The 17,254-nt window shown below is 67.9% G+C and carries 17 protein-coding genes; 8 read left to right on the top strand and 9 right to left on the bottom strand.

Features of this window, described 5'->3' with window-relative positions; all coding sequences use genetic code 11:
* Window positions 1-120: 120 nt before the first annotated feature.
* From DPQ64_RS00810 to DPQ64_RS00795, 4 genes are all read right to left on the bottom strand, one after another.
* Window positions 121-1,152 (bottom strand): carbohydrate kinase family protein, encoded by a 1,032-nt coding sequence (locus DPQ64_RS00810; protein ID WP_115862462.1) that lies wholly within the window; start codon window positions 1,150-1,152, stop codon window positions 121-123.
* A gap of 183 nt (window positions 1,153-1,335) precedes the next feature.
* Entirely contained in the window at window positions 1,336-1,758 is a 423-nt protein-coding gene (locus DPQ64_RS00805; RefSeq protein ID WP_115862461.1) for a DUF5807 family protein, read from the bottom strand.
* A 1,276-nt stretch (window positions 1,759-3,034) separates the two neighbouring features.
* Entirely contained in the window at window positions 3,035-3,475 is a 441-nt protein-coding gene (locus tag DPQ64_RS00800; RefSeq protein WP_115862460.1) for a DUF7112 family protein, read from the bottom strand.
* Between the two features lie 117 nt (window positions 3,476-3,592).
* Window positions 3,593-3,991 carry a 30S ribosomal protein S6e gene (locus tag DPQ64_RS00795; protein ID WP_115862459.1) on the bottom strand — a complete coding sequence of 133 codons (399 nt, stop codon included), beginning with the start codon at window positions 3,989-3,991 and terminating at the stop codon, window positions 3,593-3,595.
* Between the two features lie 157 nt (window positions 3,992-4,148).
* Between DPQ64_RS00795 and DPQ64_RS00790 the strand changes: the two genes are divergently transcribed.
* Complete coding sequence (locus DPQ64_RS00790) at window positions 4,149-4,871, top strand: SOUL family heme-binding protein (protein WP_115862458.1); 723 nt, start codon at window positions 4,149-4,151, stop codon at window positions 4,869-4,871.
* Between the two features lie 6 nt (window positions 4,872-4,877).
* Here the strand turns inward: DPQ64_RS00790 and DPQ64_RS00785 are convergent, their stop codons facing one another.
* On the bottom strand, window positions 4,878-5,630 hold the full coding sequence (locus tag DPQ64_RS00785; RefSeq protein ID WP_115862457.1) for a nitrous oxide reductase accessory protein NosL: 753 nt from the start codon (window positions 5,628-5,630) through the stop codon (window positions 4,878-4,880).
* Window positions 5,631-5,760: 130 nt separating this feature from the next.
* Here DPQ64_RS00785 and DPQ64_RS00780 point away from each other — a divergent pair, with 130 nt between their 5' ends.
* The 3 genes from DPQ64_RS00780 to DPQ64_RS00770 are packed head-to-tail and all read left to right on the top strand — an operon-like array spanning window position 5,761 to window position 9,490.
* A complete protein-coding gene (locus DPQ64_RS00780) occupies window positions 5,761-7,800 on the top strand; it encodes a NosD domain-containing protein (protein ID WP_115862456.1) in 2,040 nt (679 codons plus the stop codon).
* A complete protein-coding gene (locus tag DPQ64_RS00775) occupies window positions 7,797-8,675 on the top strand; it encodes an ABC transporter ATP-binding protein (protein ID WP_115862455.1) in 879 nt (292 codons plus the stop codon). Before DPQ64_RS00780 ends, DPQ64_RS00775 begins: the two co-directional genes overlap by 4 nt.
* A complete protein-coding gene (locus DPQ64_RS00770; protein WP_115862454.1) occupies window positions 8,672-9,490 on the top strand; it encodes an ABC transporter permease in 819 nt (272 codons plus the stop codon). The genes DPQ64_RS00775 and DPQ64_RS00770 overlap by 4 nt, the downstream gene beginning before the upstream one ends.
* Before the next feature lie 12 nt (window positions 9,491-9,502).
* Here DPQ64_RS00770 and DPQ64_RS00765 read toward each other — a convergent pair whose 3' ends face one another.
* The 3 genes from DPQ64_RS00765 to DPQ64_RS00755 all read right to left on the bottom strand — a co-directional run bounded on the left by DPQ64_RS00765 (window position 9,503) and on the right by DPQ64_RS00755 (window position 12,355).
* Entirely contained in the window at window positions 9,503-10,267 is a 765-nt protein-coding gene (locus DPQ64_RS00765; RefSeq protein WP_115862453.1) for a hypothetical protein, read from the bottom strand.
* Window positions 10,268-10,355: 88 nt separating this feature from the next.
* Window positions 10,356-10,664, bottom strand: a complete 309-nt coding sequence (locus tag DPQ64_RS00760; protein WP_115862452.1) for a hypothetical protein — start codon at window positions 10,662-10,664, stop codon at window positions 10,356-10,358.
* Window positions 10,665-10,882: 218 nt separating this feature from the next.
* Window positions 10,883-12,355 carry an aldehyde dehydrogenase family protein gene (locus DPQ64_RS00755; RefSeq protein WP_115862451.1) on the bottom strand — a complete coding sequence of 491 codons (1,473 nt, stop codon included), beginning with the start codon at window positions 12,353-12,355 and terminating at the stop codon, window positions 10,883-10,885.
* 197 nt (window positions 12,356-12,552) lie between these two features.
* Between DPQ64_RS00755 and DPQ64_RS00750 the strand changes: the two genes are divergently transcribed.
* Together DPQ64_RS00750 and DPQ64_RS00745 are read left to right on the top strand one after the other, a co-directional pair.
* Window positions 12,553-13,284, top strand: a complete 732-nt coding sequence (locus DPQ64_RS00750) for a DUF7504 family protein (RefSeq protein ID WP_115862450.1) — start codon at window positions 12,553-12,555, stop codon at window positions 13,282-13,284.
* 123 nt (window positions 13,285-13,407) lie between these two features.
* On the top strand, window positions 13,408-15,552 hold the full coding sequence (locus tag DPQ64_RS00745; RefSeq protein ID WP_115862449.1) for a CHAT domain-containing protein: 2,145 nt from the start codon (window positions 13,408-13,410) through the stop codon (window positions 15,550-15,552).
* A 2-nt stretch (window positions 15,553-15,554) separates the two neighbouring features.
* On the opposite strand, the gene DPQ64_RS19700 is transcribed toward DPQ64_RS00745, so the two are convergent.
* Window positions 15,555-15,689, bottom strand: coding sequence for a hypothetical protein (locus tag DPQ64_RS19700; protein ID WP_269814458.1), 135 nt, complete (start codon window positions 15,687-15,689; stop codon window positions 15,555-15,557).
* Window positions 15,690-15,901: 212 nt separating this feature from the next.
* Between DPQ64_RS19700 and DPQ64_RS00740 the strand changes: the two genes are divergently transcribed.
* Both DPQ64_RS00740 and DPQ64_RS00735 read left to right on the top strand, forming a co-directional pair.
* Entirely contained in the window at window positions 15,902-16,741 is an 840-nt protein-coding gene (locus DPQ64_RS00740) for an AzlC family ABC transporter permease (RefSeq protein ID WP_115862448.1), read from the top strand.
* On the top strand, window positions 16,741-17,091 hold the full coding sequence (locus tag DPQ64_RS00735; RefSeq protein WP_115862447.1) for an AzlD domain-containing protein: 351 nt from the start codon (window positions 16,741-16,743) through the stop codon (window positions 17,089-17,091). Before DPQ64_RS00740 ends, DPQ64_RS00735 begins: the two co-directional genes overlap by 1 nt.
* Window positions 17,092-17,254 lie beyond the last annotated feature (163 nt).

Raw genomic sequence — 17,254 nt, 5'->3', positions numbered from 1 at the left:
GGCGGGGCGCCCCCCCCCCCCCCCCCGGGGGGGGGGGGGGGGGGGGGGGGGGCCCCCGCCCCCCCCCCCCCCGCACTGCTGGAGAACCAGTTTCCTCGGCCGGCGAGAACGCGCGTCGAACTACCGCCCGTCGAGGAACGCCTCGACCTCGTCCGCCGTCGGAAGCCCGCCCCGGGCGTTTTCGGCGGTGCAGTTGAGCGCCGCGGTCGCCGCGGCGAAGCGACCGGCCGCCGCCGGCGAGCGATTCCCGAGCAGCCACGCGTGAGCCAGCCCCGCAGTGAAGGCGTCGCCCGCGCCGGTGGTGTCCGCGACCGGCACGTCGAACGACGGAATCTCGTGGCTCTCGCCGTCCTCGTCGAGCAGGAACGCACCTGCTTCGCCCTTCGTGATTGCGGCCCGACTGACGCCCCGAGCGCGGAGCGTCTCGACCGCCTCGCGCGGCCCGACCCCGAGGTACGACCGGGCCGACACCTCGCCCGCGACGAACAGGTCGCAGACCGGCAGGAGGTCGTCGATGGTCCCCGGCCGGGTGGCCCGGTCTTCGAGTTCCGACAGCGGCCCCGCGAGGTCGAACACCAGCGGCGGGAACGAATCGGACGACTCCGAGCCAGATGACTCGGAGTGGCCCGATTCGGAGTCACTCGAGTCCGCGGCGGCGCACGCGAGGTCGACCAGCGCGGACGTGACGGGGTCGGGCGCGTACGCGCTCGTGAACGCGAGGTCGGCCCGCCGGAGGCACTCGCAGTCGGCGTCGGTCAGCCGGAGGTTGGGGACGCTCTCGCCCCCGGCGACGATCATGCGCTCGCCCTCGGGGTCCCTGAGGATCAGCGAGTAGGAGGTTGCCTCGTCGGGGTCGCCCCGCCGCACGCGCTCGGCGTCGATGCCGCGCTCGCGGAGGTCCGCCAGAATCCGGTCGGCCGCCGCGTCGTCGCCCACTCGCGAGACGACGGCCGTCTCCCGGCCGAGTTGCGCGAGCCCCGCCGCGACGTTCGCGGCGACCCCGCCGACCGCGGTGGTCTCCTCGCGGACGAACGCCCCGCCGTCGGGCTCCGGGAGGTTCGTCAGCGCGTAGACGCGGTCCTCGACCGCGCTCCCGACCGCGACCACCTCGGGATCTTCTCGTGCGGTCGGCGAGCCGTCGGAGTCGTTCATCGCTGGGACGGAGGGACCACAGGCGCAAACCGCTTTCGACGCTTCTCCGAACCGTCGCTGGCCGGGACCGAATGGACGGCTCGCTCGCCGGCGACGGAGCCTGCTCCGTCGCCGGCGAGCGAGTGAGGAGTCTACCGAGTCCGGCATCCATCGAACTCCGCCCGTGTCCGTCGAAAGAGACAGCTACTCGCTCGTGTCGGCGACCCACTTGTCCCCGTACGCAGTCCCGCAGTCGCAGTAGGCGTAAGCGTGGATTACGTCGCCCTCGCCGTAGAGGCCGCCGACCTCCTCGTTCTGCTCCTCGGCGAACGCGAAGACGAACTGGACCTCGCCGTCGCAATCGGGGCAGGTTCCCCCGGAGAGGTCGCGGGCGATGTCGCCATCGGTGTCCATCGCGCGCTTGGCGAACCCCATCGCGTCCATGCCCGTGGCGGTCTTGAACACGCTCCGGCCCTGCTCGCCCTCGACGACGAGGACCACGCCGCGGTCGAGTTGCTCGCCGTGGCTCGCCAGTCCGTCGCCATCGCCCTCGACGAACGAGTCCGCGAGATAGAGCGCGACGTCCTCCGGTCGCTCGCCGGCGAGGAACTCCTCTCGTTTGGTCATACGTTCTGTAGTGGAATGAACGGGAAAAGGCGTGCGTTCTGGGTTGGACCAGAGAACGCCCCGTCGTGGATTCTAGAAGGAAAGCTAACCCCAACCGGCCAATCATCGCAGCCGATAGTGGAAGAATTGAACGTCCCTCGTCCTCGATTCCCGAGGTGCAAGCATCCGGAATTACACGTATGGAAGTGCGTTTACCGGTGATTTCAAGTGTTCGAGTGAGCCGAGCAAATCGGAAGGGTAGGTACGTTTCCATAGTTCCATAGCGATATCCACAACATAAATACACTACCCGGAACAATATATTGCCAGTAATGGAATGGTGGAACTGTGTATCGCGACGTACTAATCGAGATGACACGGGTGATTCTGAGGAAAGAGAGGGACGATCTCGCCCTTACTCGGAGCTATCAACGGAGGTATCCCCAATTCGAACTGACGACATAGATACGCTCCGTGTAGCTAGACAAGAAGCACGAGATTCACTCGACAAAACTATCGACGCAGTCGAAGAAAAAGACAGTAAAGCTATTTCTACGGTTCGGCTCAATCTTCTCCTCGTTGGTCTTGCCATCACGGGTGTTTCCTCCGCACCGTCGGCAATGTATTTCGCAAATTGGTTCACTATAATCGGCTTTTCGTCTCTGCTCGTTTCGACGATTAGTGGCATTTGGGCCTATACGTATACGGACTACGCACCTGGAATCACAGCTGACTATCTAAACGAACTCGATTCAGCGGAGTACTCGGAGGGAGAATGGCTACGCTGGATGAACCAGCGATATCAACTCTGGATTCAGACGGCAGTGGAGACTGATCAGGCTCTGGCGACCTATCTAGGTAGGACTCACATCCTTCAGATCGTCGCCGTGGGATTCTTACTGATTGGGGTAATCGCTGGTCTGTCTGGCATGGGTCCTGTAAGCGTCATACCGCATGGGATTCCTCCTGAATCGGCGGGGAATCAACCTATTACTGCCGGAAACAGTACGGCAGTTGTGTAACTCCCGTTCAGCATGCCCTTCGGAGCCCAAGCTCGGCTGACAGTGCATTCGGACGAGGATAGATTTATACATTTAGAAATCTAAAGATTGGATATGACCAAGGCACCAAAGACAGGGCATGAAATCGAGGATCACCACGTCCACAATGCATCGCCCTTCGTGACGAAGGTGCTTCGTCGCTTCAGTCGGCTTTCTAACGAGGAGTCTGAACCATAATTTTGCTCCTGCGTTAGTAGCTATTCTGGAGGATAGCTGCTCCGTCCTTAGCCCGAAGTCTACCCGTCCAACTGCTCCGCGATGTCGGCCAGGTCCCCGTCGGGCGACTCCGTCGCGTCGTAGAACGCGCGCTGGCCGGGCTCGCGCAGGCCGTACTTGAACCCCGGCTCGATCACGTCCACGAGCACCGACTGGCCGAACTCGACGCCGGTCGCCTCGACCCACTCGCCGAGCAGGTTCTCTCCCTCGTCGGGGTTGCGCGCGAGCCGCGGCGTCTCGTACAGCCCGCGGATCTCGCGGCCGTCGGCGGCCAGCGGCGACTCGATGCGGGCGCGGTACTCGGTGTCGTCGGCGACGACCCGGACGAGTTCGTCGGCGGGGAACTGGCCGGAATCGTCGGCGGGAATCTCGACTTTCGGACGGTCGAGCGCGCCGCTCCGGACGAGGGTCGCGCGGACGGTCGGTAGCGAGGCGTGGTCGCTGGAGATGCGGTCGGCCATAGGAAGCGTCGCGTGGGGGTAGACGCCTCGGAGCAAAAACGGCTACGGTCGAACTGACGACAGTCGAAAGTTGGCTGCGGTCGAACACTGCCCACGACCGAAAACGGTCTCGATTCGCTACTCGTCCTCGTCGCCGCCTTCGCCGAGCAGGTCTTCGACCGACTCGTCGCCGCGCTCGGCGATCTTGACGTTGAGCTGAGCGGTCGCCTCGCTGACCTCGCTGCCGCGGACGGTCACGCGCTTGCGCTCGCCGTCGCGGGATGGCTTGTAGCCGGTGCCGCCGTCGAGCAGCACTTCCTTGAGATTCGGCCCGGAGACGTCGCCTCGCATCGGTCGCCCTGCGTCGTCGGAGCCGCCGGTAATCTCGAGCGTGTAGCCGTCGAGACCGGCCGCGCCGCCGTCGACCTCCTCACCGATGGCTCGGCCGACGAATCGGTTCGCGTCCTGTCCGTCCACGTCGCGCTGGTAGGTCGCCCCGGAGTCGGGGTCCGCGACGACGACCTGAAAGTCTGCCATACGGGTCAAAAGGTGGATGCCGCCTAAAAATACGTCGAAGTGAGCCGCGGCGGCCGACCCCGAGTGCTTCCGCGGGTGCGATCGCTCGGTTCGCTGCCCGGACGCGACGCCACGGGTCGCCCGAGTGCTTTTCACGTCCGTCGTCGTACCCGATCCGATGCGAACCCGAACCAAGACGCTACTCGCGACTGCCGGGGGACTGCTCGGAGCGTGGGTCGGCTGGGGCCTGTACGTTGGCCGGACTACCGAGACCGTACCCTCCGAAACCGTCGCGACGTTCGACGGCGTGGAGATCCGGCGTTACCCGTCGCTCGTTCTCGCCGAAACGACCGCCGGGAGCAACGGTGACGCATTCAATCGGCTCTTCCGGTACATCTCCGGCGAGAACGAGACTGGCGACGAGGTCGCGATGACCGCTCCCGTCGCGACGCGGGGCACCGAGATTCCGATGACTGCACCCGTTCGGACCGACCGGACGGGAAGCGAGCGTCGCGTCGACCGCGCCGACAGCGAGAAGGTCTCGATGACCTCGCCGGTCCGGACGAACCGCAGCGAGGGCGAGGTCACGATGGCGTTCTACCTCCCGGCCGACTACGACCCCGGCGACGCGCCGATTCCGACGAACCCGTCGGTCCGGCTGGCGGTCGAGCCCGCCCGGACGCTCGCGGTGAAGTCGTTCTCGTGGTACGCGACCGACGGCCGCGTCCGACGGTACCGCGAGTCGCTGCTCGACGCGCTCTCCGAGCACGGGATCGAACCCCGAACGAGGCCGAGCCTGCTCCAGTACGACGACCCGTTGACGCCGCCGTTCATGCGCCGAAACGAGGTGGCCGTGGAGGTCGACCACGAAACCGTCGAGCGCGTGAAAGCGAGCGGATAAGTACGCCTACTGCCCGACGAGCCCCTCGTCGATGTCACCGTACGAGACGACCTCGCCGCCGTACTCGTCGGCGAACGACTCGGCGTCGCCCTGCGTCGAGAACGGGACGAAGTCCGGACCCATCGCGCCCTCGACCTCGCTGTTCACGACGTACTGGAGGTCGGCCGCGCGGGCGAACGATTCCGAGGCGGTGTGCGAGGAGATGGTCGTCGTGCCACCCTGCGTGGACACGTCGAATTCGACCGACGAGTAGTCGGTGACGTAGGCCGCGTCGAGATTCCAGCCCATCTGTTCGTGTTCGAGCTTGTACGGGAAGAAACACTGCTTGAGCGAGTCGAAGCGTGCCGGGTTGTCGTGGCCCTGCGGACTGTCGCCCTCGTAGAAGATCTGGCCGTTCGGGCCGGGGTGTTTCTCGACGACCATCCCGCACACGTCGCAGTCGAGTTCCCCAGCGAGCGAGACCGCGGCCGGCGCTTCGCCGTCGCCGCCGGGCAGTCCGCCGAGACAGCCCGCGAGCGACGCTGCGACGCCGAGCGCGCCCGCCCGGAGGACGGTCCGCCGTCGACGAGAGTGGTCACAGCGGTCGTGAGCGACCGGCCCGGGGTCGGCCGCGGTGCGCTTCCGGGAACGATCGCGCTCGCCGAAACCGGCGTGGTTAGCAAGACCGACGTGGTCAGCAGGATCAGCGGCGTCAGCAGCACCATCGCAATCAGCAGCACCATCGCAATCAGCAGCACCGTCGCAATCAGCAGAGCACATGGAACCATCTACGTACCGGAGGTACAATACAGTCCCCGTCGTTCCCGGAACCTGAAAACGGGAAGAAGGGGGTAAAAGGCAGGAGTGCCTACGCGACCAACAGTACCCGCTTCCGGGAGGCACCGACGAGATGAACCCGAAACGCGTCCTCGCCGTCCTGTTCGCCGTCCTGCTCGTGAGCAGCGCCTCGTTCGTGGTCGACGTGGGCGCGGACCGACCCGCTCCGGTTCCCTTCGAGGACACCATCACTATGGGAATGACTGCCGCCGCGACGGTGCAGGCCGAGGAGCGCGGCGTGGAGGTCCCTCGGGCCGAGGTGTTCTACTCGCAGTACCGCTACGTGGTCGGCTACCACGGCGTCGCGTCGCTGGCCGACGAGCTCGGCCGGGAGGGCCACGCCCGACAGTTCGGAACCCCGCTCGCAATCTACGTCAGCGACTACGCCAACGCCGACCTGAACGTGACCGACGAGGGGCTGTTCCGCATATCTGACGCCCCCTCGACCTACGAGGGCTGGGTCGCGGCCGAAGACGCCCACTTCGTCGTCGGGAGCCGGGCGCGAACCCCGGCCGGCGAAGCTGTCGTGCCCTTCTCCGACCGGTCGGTCGCCGAGTCGTTCGCCGCCGAGCACGGCGGGACGGTCCGCGACTGGGACGCGGTCCGGTCGAATTCGTTCGACACCGGGGCCGCGACCGGCGAGGCGTTCCGGGCCGAGGTCCGCGCCCAGCACGAGTGGGCCGACCGGCAGGTCGCGAACGCGACCGCCCTGCTCGACCGGCCCGTCTCGGTCGTGGTGGGCGAGGACGCCCCGACCCTCCCGGCCGCGGTCGAGGCGGCTCCGCCGAACACCACGGTCCGAGTCCCGGCTGGCACCTACGACGTGAACGCGACCGGTGACGGGTCGCTGACCGTCGACAAACCCCTGACGCTCCGCGGAGCCGGAAACGACACCCACCTCCGGGGTGACGGGAACGGGAGCGTCGTCACTGCGACCACCGGCCGAGTGGCGGTCGCGGACATTCGGATCTCGGGCGTCGGCGACACCTTCTCGGACGAGAACGTCTCGACCGACCAGGGCGACGCGTGGGACTACCGAGTCCAGCTCGGCTACGGCTATGGTGACGCGGGCGTCACGCTCGACTCGGCGAACGGATCGCTGGTCCGGAACGTCTCGGTCGACACCCCCGCAAACGGCGTCGTCGTCCGGTGGAGCGAGAACGCGGTCGTCGACGGGGTGACCGTGAACGGCAGCGACGACTGGACAGACGGCTTCATGGGCGTGATGGTGATGCGCTCGCGGACCGTCGTTCAGAACTCGACGTTCGTCGGCGGTCGCGACGGCGTGTACACCCACCTCTCGGACGGACTCGTCGTCCGGGACAACCGGATGGTGGGCGAGGGAGGCATGCGGTTCGGCGTCCACGAGATGTACACCTCCGACGCGCTAGTGGCGGACAACGCCGTCACCGGGGCCAGCACGGGCGTCGTGGTGATGACTCGACCGAACGGAAACCTGGTCGTCGGCAATCACGTCCGGGACAGCTACGCCGGCGTGAACGTCGCCGGGCGAGCCTCGTACGTCGCCGAGAACGTCGTCGTCGACAACCACTACGGTCTCGAAGCGCCGTCACAGACGTCGATATACGAGCGCAACGTCGTAGTCGAGAACGACATCGGGTTCCGAGCGTCGTCGCTCATCCCCACCAACCGGGTCGTGGAGAACGACTTCGTGGACAACGACCGGTACGTCACCGCGTCGCTCGGCCCCCTGCGAGTCTGGACCGCCGACGGCCGTGGCAACTACTGGGACGACGCGCCGGGGAGCGACGCCGGCGGCGACGGCGTGCTGGACCGACCCTTCCAGCCCAGCGGCCCGGTCGACAGCCGCGTCGGCGATACGCCCGGGGCGGCGACGCTGGCGAACTCGCCGTCGCTGACCGCTATACGGGCGCTTCAAGGTGCTGTCCCGGGACTCAGACCCACGGGCGTCGTGGACGAGGCACCGCTGGCCGACCCGGTTCGCCCGGCGGTCGTCGACAGGGCGGCCGGCGCGAACGGGACCGAGACCACGGAGACGGACGCGACTGCGGTACCCGACGGGGACGCGAACGCGACTGAGATGACGGCTGTCGGCGCGACCGGAATCGCACCTATGGAGGGAGACGCATGACGGACGGACCCACGCAGGAATACGACGAGCCCGACGAACCGACGAGAACAGACGACGAAGCGAACGAGTCGACGGGAGCGGGCGACGAGCCGGCCGAATCGAACGAGCGCGCGCCGGTGGTCGAAGTCGAAGGGCTAAGCCACGCGTTCGGCGACGTCGACGTGTTCTCGGATCTGTCGTTCTCGCTCGAAGCCGGGAGCGTCACGGCGCTTGTCGGCCCGAACGGGTCGGGGAAGACCACGCTACTGCGGGCCGTTCTCGGACTGCTGGAACCCGACGAGGGGCGCGTGACCCTGACGGGAGTCGGCCCGACCGACCGGCGGGTGGGGTACCTCCCGCAGCGTCCCCAGTTCCGCCCGACCTTCACCGTCGCGGAGACGCTGCAGTTCTACGCCGACCTGCTCGACCGCGAGGTCGACGTCCCGGGCATCGTCGACCGCGTCGGTTTGTCGGGGGCGAGCGACCGCCGGGTCGACGCCCTCTCCGGCGGGATGACTCGCCTGCTCGGCATCGGGCAAGCCGTCCTCGGGGACCCGCCACTGGTCGTGCTCGACGAACCGACCGGCGACCTCGACCCACGGATGACCGAGTACATCTTCGAACTCGTCGGCGAACTCGCCGACGACGGGATGGCTGTCCTACTGGCGACCCACAACCTCGCCGGGGCCGAGGCGGCCGACAGCGTCCTGCTGCTCGACCACGGCGACGTAGTGGCGGAGGGCTCGCCCGCCGACTTCGTGGCCCGGACCGACGCCGAGGACTTCCGCGGCGCGTTCCTCGCGCTCACGGGCGGTGACGCCGCCGAAGCGGGAGTGGACGCCGACCGGGCTACGCCGACCGTCTCGGTGCGGACGCGAGGAGGTGACGGCGAGTGAACCGCGAGTCGGTCGACCGGCTGTTGGCGGTCGCGGGCCGGGAGCTCGCGACGGTCGTCCGGACGCGGGCGTTCCTCGCGCTCGCTGGCGGATTCGCCGTCGTCGTCGCCGCGCTGGCGTGGACCGCCGGTGCGGTCGGCTACGTCCCGCTCGTGCTGGACCTGCTCACGCCCGTCGAGGTGCTGGTCCCCGCCCTCGCACTGGCGTTCGGCTACCGGACGGTCCTCGGCGACGCCGAGCGGGGCGAACTCGACGTGATCCGAACGTACCCGGTCTCGCGAGCCACCTACGTCCTCGGCGCGTACCTCGGGCGCGCGGCGGCGCTGCTCGTGGCCGTGATCGTCCCCCTGTCGGCGGTCGCGCTGCTCGTCCCGCTGTTCGGAGGCGTCGGGACCACGGTCGTCGCCTCCCACGCGGCGTCGGACTCGCCCGTGCTGTACCTCCGGTTCGTCGTCCTGACGGCGGCGTTCGCGCTGGTGGTGATGGCCGCGGCGATGGCCGTCTCGACCAACGCGAGGTCGAGTCGGGCGGGCGTGGCGGTCGCGGTCACGCTGGGCGTCGCCCTTGTGGTGGGGTTCGACGCGGGCATCGTCGCGGGGCTGGTCGGCGGCGTCGTTCCGGAGGGCGCGCTCGAACTGGCGCTCGGCCTGAGTCCGAACAGCGCCTTTCGGGGACTCGTGCTGGAGTCGGTGGTCGGTGGCGTGGCGGGCGCGCCTTCGACCTCACCCGTGCCGAGCGTCCTCGGACTGCTGGCGTGGCTGGCCGGGGCGCTGGCGGTGGCGACGGTCACGGTCTGGTCCGGCGAGCGGCGGTGAGTCGCGACGACGTCAGAAGCTGTCGAGGCTGGCGTTGACGCGGTACGCCGCCCCGCTGGTCCGGTCGTCGTCCGCGCGCTCGCCCCCCGCGTCGGGTTCGACCTTCCGGACCCACGCGGTGTAGCTGTCGGGCAACTCGTCGAGGTCCACCCGGATCTTCAGGACGGTCGCTTCGCGCGCCTTGGCGCGCATGGCCGCGCGCTGGCTCCGCTCGAACGAGCCGTCCCCGGCCTTGACCTCGCACCAGAACTCGGTGAGCACCGGTCGGTTCGGGGCGGGCCGGACGACGGCGCGACAGTCGGGTTCCCACCGCGCGTCGCCGTCGACTACCACCGGGTCCGGGTCGGCGTCGACGGCGACGTGGAGATTTTCGGCCTCGCGCTCGGAGAGGTCCGAGTCCACTCGCGCAAAGTGGGTCAACAGCGGCGGGTTCACCGCGGGCGAGCAGACCACGGCCTCGCCGAGCGCACCGTACTGGTTGGCCGCGGTGTCGAAGGTCAGTCCCTCGGTCGGCGTGCCGTCGGGCGTCCGCCGGCGTCGCTCGGGCCACGCCACGAGGTAGGCGTCCACGTCCGCGGGGTCCTGCGGGGCCGCCCGCTGGACTTTGACGGGCGTTTCGCCCGCCTCGGAGAGGTCGCGAGCGCGCTGGTGGGCGTCGGCCGCCGAGTCGAACTGGACCACCTCACCTTCCGAGCGCGCGAGCCGGCGAACGGCCTCGTTGGCCTCGCTGGCGCTGTCCTTGACGGCGACGCGGAACGGCTCGGCGTCGTAGCTCATCACCGAGACGGTGTTCGGCGCTGGTATTTCAACCCGCTGGGTTCGAGCCGCCGATGAGCCGTCCGGGATTGGGAATCGGCGGTGGACGTTACGAGTTCTGACCTCGCAGTCGTTGCACGGTGGCGAGAGAAGCGACCGACAGAATCAGCGCGAGTACGTAGCGTCCCGAGTAGGCCAGAACCGCCACGACGACGACTTGCGTCCCGAGGAGCGCCAAGAGGAACGCGCTGCTCTCCGCGACCGGGGAGAACGACCCGACGGCGAGAACGACACCGAGAAGTCCCGCGAGGAGGACCACCGCAGTGGTGGAACTATCGAGGAGAACGATGTCGGCCGCGACGACGCTCGCGAGGAGGACCGCGAGGAGCAGTCGCCCGGGGCGTGTTAGTGAGGGCATACGAGTGCGTTTCGGCGATAGCAGAAATGTCTTTTCGTCTATGAATATGTCTCGGGACGACGCGCGATTCCGGTCTGACTTCGATTAAGAAATGCGGTGCGCACCAGCAGTCCGAGCGAGCGGCTCTTTTTTGGTCCAGATTTTTTCGAGGAGTGATGTTCAGGGATCCGCCGATTTCGGCGCACCCTTGAACACCAGACGAAGAAAAAAGGTGGTCTCTAGAACGGGTACTCGCGCGGCTCGGTCTGCGTTGATATCCACTTCGTCGTGGTGAACTCGTTCAGGATCTCCTCGCCGTCGTACCGACCCAGCCCCGAGGCCTTCATCCCGCCGAACGGGATCGCGGGCTCCTCGTTGACCGGCTGGTCGTTGAGGTGGACCATCCCGGCGTCGATGCGGTCGGCGAGGTCGCGTGATCGGTCGAGGTCGCCCGAGTGAATCGCGGCCGCGAGGCCGTACTCGGTGTCGTTGGCGAGGTCGACCGCCTCGTCCTCGTCCGAGAACGCGATTACGGGTGCGACGGGACCGAAGTGCTCGTTGCAGGCCGCGGCCATGTCGTTGGTCGCGTTCGAGAGCACCGTCGGCTCGACGAACAGGTCGTCGTGGTCGCCGCCGGTTTCGAGGGTCGCGCCCGCCTCGACGGTCTGCTCGACGTACTCCAGAATCTGGTCGCGCTGGCCCTCGTCGATGATTGGCCCGACCACGTTCTCGCGCTCGCGCGGGTCGCCGATGGGGAGGCTCTCCGCGCGCTCGGCCAGTTTCTCGACGTACTCGTCGTACACCGACTCGTGGACGAGGTGGCGGTTGATGGAGATGCAGATCTGGCCCTGATGGAGGAACGAGCCGAACACCGCCGAGTCGACAGCGGCGTCCACGTCCGCGTCGGCGGTCACGACGAACGGGTTGTTGCCGCCCAGTTCCATCGCCGGGAGCGCGAGGTTCTCCGCGGCCGTCGCGGCGACCTGCTTGCCGACCTCGGTCGAGCCCGTGAACGCCATCACGTCGAGCTCCGGATGTGCGGCCATCCGGTCGCCCACGTCCGACCCGCGGCCGGTCACGACGTTCAACAGGCCGTCGGGCAGGCCCGCTTCCTCGAAGAGTCGCGCGAGGAGCAGCCCGCCGGTGACGGGGGTCGCGGAGGCGGGTTTGAGCACCACCGCGTTGCCGGTCGCCAGCGCGGGCGCGACCGCCCGCATCGAGAGGTTGAACGGGAAGTTCCACGGCGAGATGACGCCGACGACGCCCTCGGGCACGCGCTCGACCTCGTTCTCCTTGCCGGGAATCATCGACTCGGAGGTCTCCGTGCCGAGCTCGCCCGCGAGGCCGGTCGCGTGGTAGCACATCCCCTGTGCGGTCTGCCACTCGGCGAACGCCTTCGCGTTCGCGCTTCCCGACTCGACCGCGAGCGCGTCGAGAATCTCGTCGCGTCGCTCGTCGAGCAGGTCGACGGCGTCCTCGATCACGCTGGCGCGCTCCTCGGCCGGTCGGTCCGCCCACGCCGACTGGGCCCCGGCGGCCGCCTCGTACGCCCGGTCCACGTCGTCTTCGGTCCCGGCCGGGACGGCGGTGGCCCGCTCGCGCGTCGCCGGGTTCTCGACCGTAATCTCGTCACGGTCGCCTCGTTCGACCCACTCGCCGTCGATGTACAGCGCGTTCCAGTCGCCGTCGATGGTGAAATCGGTGGTCGGCATGTGCGAGAGTCGTTCGTGCTTCAACGGCAAAAGGACGGCTATATTTGCCTTCGAACGTCGAGCGTCACCGACGCCGGTCGTCGTCGCATAGCGCCGTCGACTCGATACTGGCGGGCACCAGTCACGCCGGAAGCGGCAATCTTTACTCCGCAGTAGTGACAAAACTTTATAACCCGTGGTCCGGAACAGGGATTTAAATGAGCGCCCCTGGAGACAGAAACGAACTCGGGACCGACGACCGGCCGGCGAGTACGACGCTCGCGGAGTTCCGGTCGCGGCTCCAGCGTCTGAAGCGCGAGGGCTGTAACCTGCTGGTCTCCGGGACGCCGCCGCGAGAAGTGTTCACGCGAGCGAGCGCGACCATGCTCGGCGACCCGGACGCGCGCCGATGGCGGGTGTTCGCGCTCACCGACGCCGACCCGGAGAGCGTCTACGACCGGCTGCCGGCGGCCTCGGCCGCGCCGCGCCCGCCCGCGGAGACGACGCGCATCGTCAACCACGCAGTGCCGCCCCGGCCGGTCACCGACGACGCAGAGCTGCCCACGGCTAGTCTCGCTGAGGTGACGGTGAGCGACGCGAATCTGGCCGGCCTCCGGAGCGAACTCGGCGACGCCATCGCCGACTTCGGCGCGCGGAGCCGCCAGCCCGGCGAGGTCCGGATCGCGGTCGACTCGCTCGCGCCCCTGCTCGACCACTACGAGTTCGACGTGGTTCGGCGGTTCCTCAGGACGGTCGGCGGGCGCGTCCGCGACAACGACGCCATGGCACACTACGTGCTTCCGGAACCGTACGACGGCGACCGCTGCCGACGGCTCGCCGACGAGTTCGACGCGGTGGTCGAGCTCCGAACCGTCCCGGAGAGCCACGACGCCGAGGAGCGCTGGCACTTCCCGGAGTCGGACCTGACCACGCCGTGGGTGCCCTTGTAGCGATGACGGGAGCCGCCGTAGCGATAGCAGCTGTCTCCGAAGCGACGACGGGACTCGCTCCGGCGCAGGTGTTTTGTGTGCCGGCTCTCACGATTAGGTAGCGCGCCCGACTGGAGGACGGAGATGGCTCCGAGGTTCGACACGCTCGACGACACCACGGGACTTGCGGTGGTAGACCCCATCGAAACCCGCAGGTTCACCGCCTCGACGCCGACGGCACTCGATCCCTCCCCGGCCGATCCGGAGTCGTTCAGATTCCCGGTTAGCTCGGCCTGCACAGTCGAAGCGCGGGCGCTCGACCTCCCGTACCCGGTCCTGATGTACGTCTGGCGTCGCGGCGGCGAGATGCTCACGGACCTCACGAGCGAGTCGTCGGCCGAGTTACCGCCCGACGAGTACCTGCTCGAACTCAACACCCCCGTCAAGATCTACGTCCAGATCGAGGCAGGGGTCAGCGTCGAGTCGGACGTCGACTCGATGCGGATCGAGTTCGACCGCCCGGCCGAGATCGTCGTCGGCGCGCGGTCGTTCCACGACTCCCCGGAGACGACGGTGACGACGACCGACGAGCCCGAGGACGTGATGGCCGCCGTCTCGACGTTCGGGTCGGTGCTCAAGACCACGACCCCCGAGCGCTCGTGGCCGACTCTCCGCGGACATCCGCCGCGGGTCGAGCGCGGCGACGAACTCTCGATTCCCGACGACCTCGACGCGCCCGAGACGGGTATCACGGTCGAGGTGCCCCCGAATCTCGAATCCATCTATCCGGTCGCGCCGCTGGCGTACTACTTCGGCGCGACGGTCGTCCCGGGCGAGCGGCCTCGGCTGACCGTCGGCGGGTTCGAGCGCCGGTTCGACGCTGGAGAGGGTTTCGAGGAGGAGGTCGTTCGGACGGTGAAACAGGCGTTCTTGCTCGACTGCGTGGTCCGGACGGAGGGGTACTACCCAATCGAGATGGCCGATCGCAATCGGGTCGAGTCGCGGGTCGACCTCGACTTCGCCGCTCTGTACGACGCGCCGTTCGACGAGCAACTCGAGGCCTACTTCTCGGTGCCGTACTCGACGCTGGCGGACGCGATGCCGACGTGGCACCGCGTCACCTTCGTCCGCCCGACCCCGCGGAACGTCGAGGCGCTCCCGTATCTCGTCAACGACTTCTCGATACTGCGCACGCCGCCCCGGCCGTCGTACGAGCCGACCGAGACGAAACGAAGGACCCGCACCGCGCTCGACGACTTCAAGCGCGCACCGCCCGAGGGCGAGGTGGGCGACTCGCATGGGGCCGACTCCCCGGCGACGAAGACCCGGACCGCGACCACCCGTCGGGGCGTCCCGCCCGTCGAGGACTACGTCCAGACGCCGGACGTGGACGCGCTCGAACAGGCGTGGGTCGGCGAGGGAACCCCGGTCCGCGGGACGAAGGTACTCCCGGAAGCGTTCGAGAACGACGGCGCGGCGACATCCCGCGGCGAGGACTCGGCGACGGAGGACGGCGTCGTCGACATCACGGTCGTCTGCAACGACGAGGCGATGCGCGAGGAGTGGGACGCCGTCGCGGAGGTGTACGGCCCGCGCGAGGCCATCTCGTTCGACCCGAGTGTCCACTTCGACGTGACGACCGACGAGCTCCGCGACGTGCTGCAGACGCCCACGGATATCTTCCACTACGTCGGCCACATCGACGGCAGGGGATTCGAGTGCGCCGACGGCGTACTCGACGCGCGCGAACTCGACGAGGTCCGGATGCAGACGTTCCTCCTCAACGCCTGCCGGTCCTACGGCCAGGGGGTCGCGCTCGTCGAAGCGGGCAGCAACGGCGGCATCGTGAGCCTTGGCAACGTCGGCAACCCGGCCGCGGTCGAACTCGGCGAGACGATGGCGAAGCTGTTTCAGGGCGGGTTCAGCGTCGGAAGTGCACTCGCCGTCACCCGCGAAGCGACGTTCGTCGGGTCGCGGTACGTCGCGGTCGGCGACCCCGGCTTTACCGTGACGGGGAGCGGAGACGTGATCCCGTTACTGTACGTCGTCGACGATACCACGGACGGAGAGCTGACGCTGACACTGCGGGGGTACCCGACGAGAGATCATCCCATCGGGAGCCTCTCCCTGTCGTGGATCGACGACGGCCCCTACTTCCTGTCGACTGGTCAGTGCCAAGCCGAGACGACGAACGAGGAGTTAGTCGACCTCTCGAGCGAGATGACGTACACGCCGATTATCGTCGACGACGAACTCACCTTGATTCAGGAGTGGCCGGGAAGCGACTGAGGCTACGGCCCGCTCGTTCCACCGCCGGTGGCTGCGACAGTCTCCGCTTCTACGAGCAGCAGGACGAACAGCCACGCGAGATACACCACTTTCTCGTTCTGTTCGAGGCGCTTCGTCGCTTCTATTAGATAGAACATATATTTAAACTTTTTCTATAGAGAAATTATTTTTCTTTCGATACCGAGACGATATTCGGGAACAACTACACGAGTTTAGAACTCCACTGGGTTTTTACAGGTAGTGGCTTTCGAGGATGTCGCCCGGGTTGCGGCACGAACTCGGCACCCGAGTTCGTGCCAACCTGACCGCTTTACCAACCTTCTTACCGTCGCTCCTCCGAGCCATTGCCATGTCTCGGGCTGGGGCGTCCGATCCCTCCGACGACGAGCCAGCAGCTCACGCGGGCCGCGAGCCGTCGGCTCGGCCCGACGGCGGGCAGTCGTCGCGCCCGAACGACGAGCAGTCGTCTCCCGGCCCCAGTGCGGCGTTCCGCGCCGGCGCTCGGGACGTCCTGCCTGCGCTCCCGGCCAACATCCCGTTCGGGATCATCGCGGGGGTCGCGACCGTCGGCGTGGGCATCGACCCGGCCCAAGCGGTCGCGTTCGCCGCGCTGCTGTTCGCCGGGGCCGCCCAGATCGCTGCGGTCGAACTCGTGGGCGAGAACGCGCCGGTCGTCATCGTCGTGCTGACCGCGCTGGTGGTGAACCTCCGGTACGTGATGTACAGCGCATCGCTCGGGGCGTACTTCCGGGACGCCTCTGCACGGTGGAAGGTGGTCGTGGCCTACTTCATCGTCGACGTGACGTACGCCATCCCGATCGCGGAGTTCGAGAGCGGGACGGATCTCGACCCCGCGACAGACGGCCGGTGGTACTACCTCGGCGCCGCCCTGCCGCTCTGGACGACGTGGGTCACGTCGAGCGTCGTCGGCATCGTCTTCGGCGCGCGAGTGCCCGCGAGCTGGCAGCTCGACTTCGCCATCCCGCTGCTGTTTCTGGGACTGCTGTTCCCCGCGCTGAACGACGCGCCGTCGTACCTCGCCGCGGGCGCAGCGGGCGTGCTCGCGGTCGCGGGGGCCGGGCTACCGTTCGACCTCGGGATCCTGGCCGCCGCGTTCGGCGGCATCCTGTCCGGCATCGTCGTCGACCGGTGGGACGACTCGGCGGACGACGAGGAGGTGACCGCCTGATGGCAACTGGCCACTTCGACGACACCCTGGTCTGGCTGGTGATTCTGGCCGCCAGCGCGGGCACGTTCGCCATCCGACTGTCGTTCATCGCGCTGTTCGGTCGCGTGGACGAGATCCCGACCGGCGTCGAGCGCGCGCTCACGTTCGTCCCGGCCGCGGTGCTGGCCGCCATCGTGGCCCCGCGACTGGTGTACCTCGACGGGGCACTCGCGCTCGACCCGGGCAACGAGCGGCTGGTCGCGGGCGCGCTCGCGGCCGTTGCCGGCTGGCGGACCGAGAGCCTGCTCTGGACCATCGCGGTCGGGATGACGGCGCTCTGGACGCTGGAGTGGCTGGCGCTCGGGATGTGAACGCGTCACGATCTCGCTGTTCGTAGTCAAAGTTGGCGGTCGTTGCTCGCGGTCGTTGCTCGTAGTCAAAGTCGGCGGTCGCTGCTCCCGGACGTTGCTCGCGGTCGCTGCTCCCGGTCGCTGCTCGCGGTCGCTGCTCCCGGTCGCGGCGACGCCGGAACGG

Source organism: Halorussus litoreus (genome assembly GCF_003382685.1).
GTDB lineage: Archaea > Halobacteriota > Halobacteria > Halobacteriales > Haladaptataceae > Halorussus > Halorussus litoreus.
Note: the sequence above shows the minus strand (reverse complement) of the source record. Positions and strands in the feature narration are given on the sequence as shown.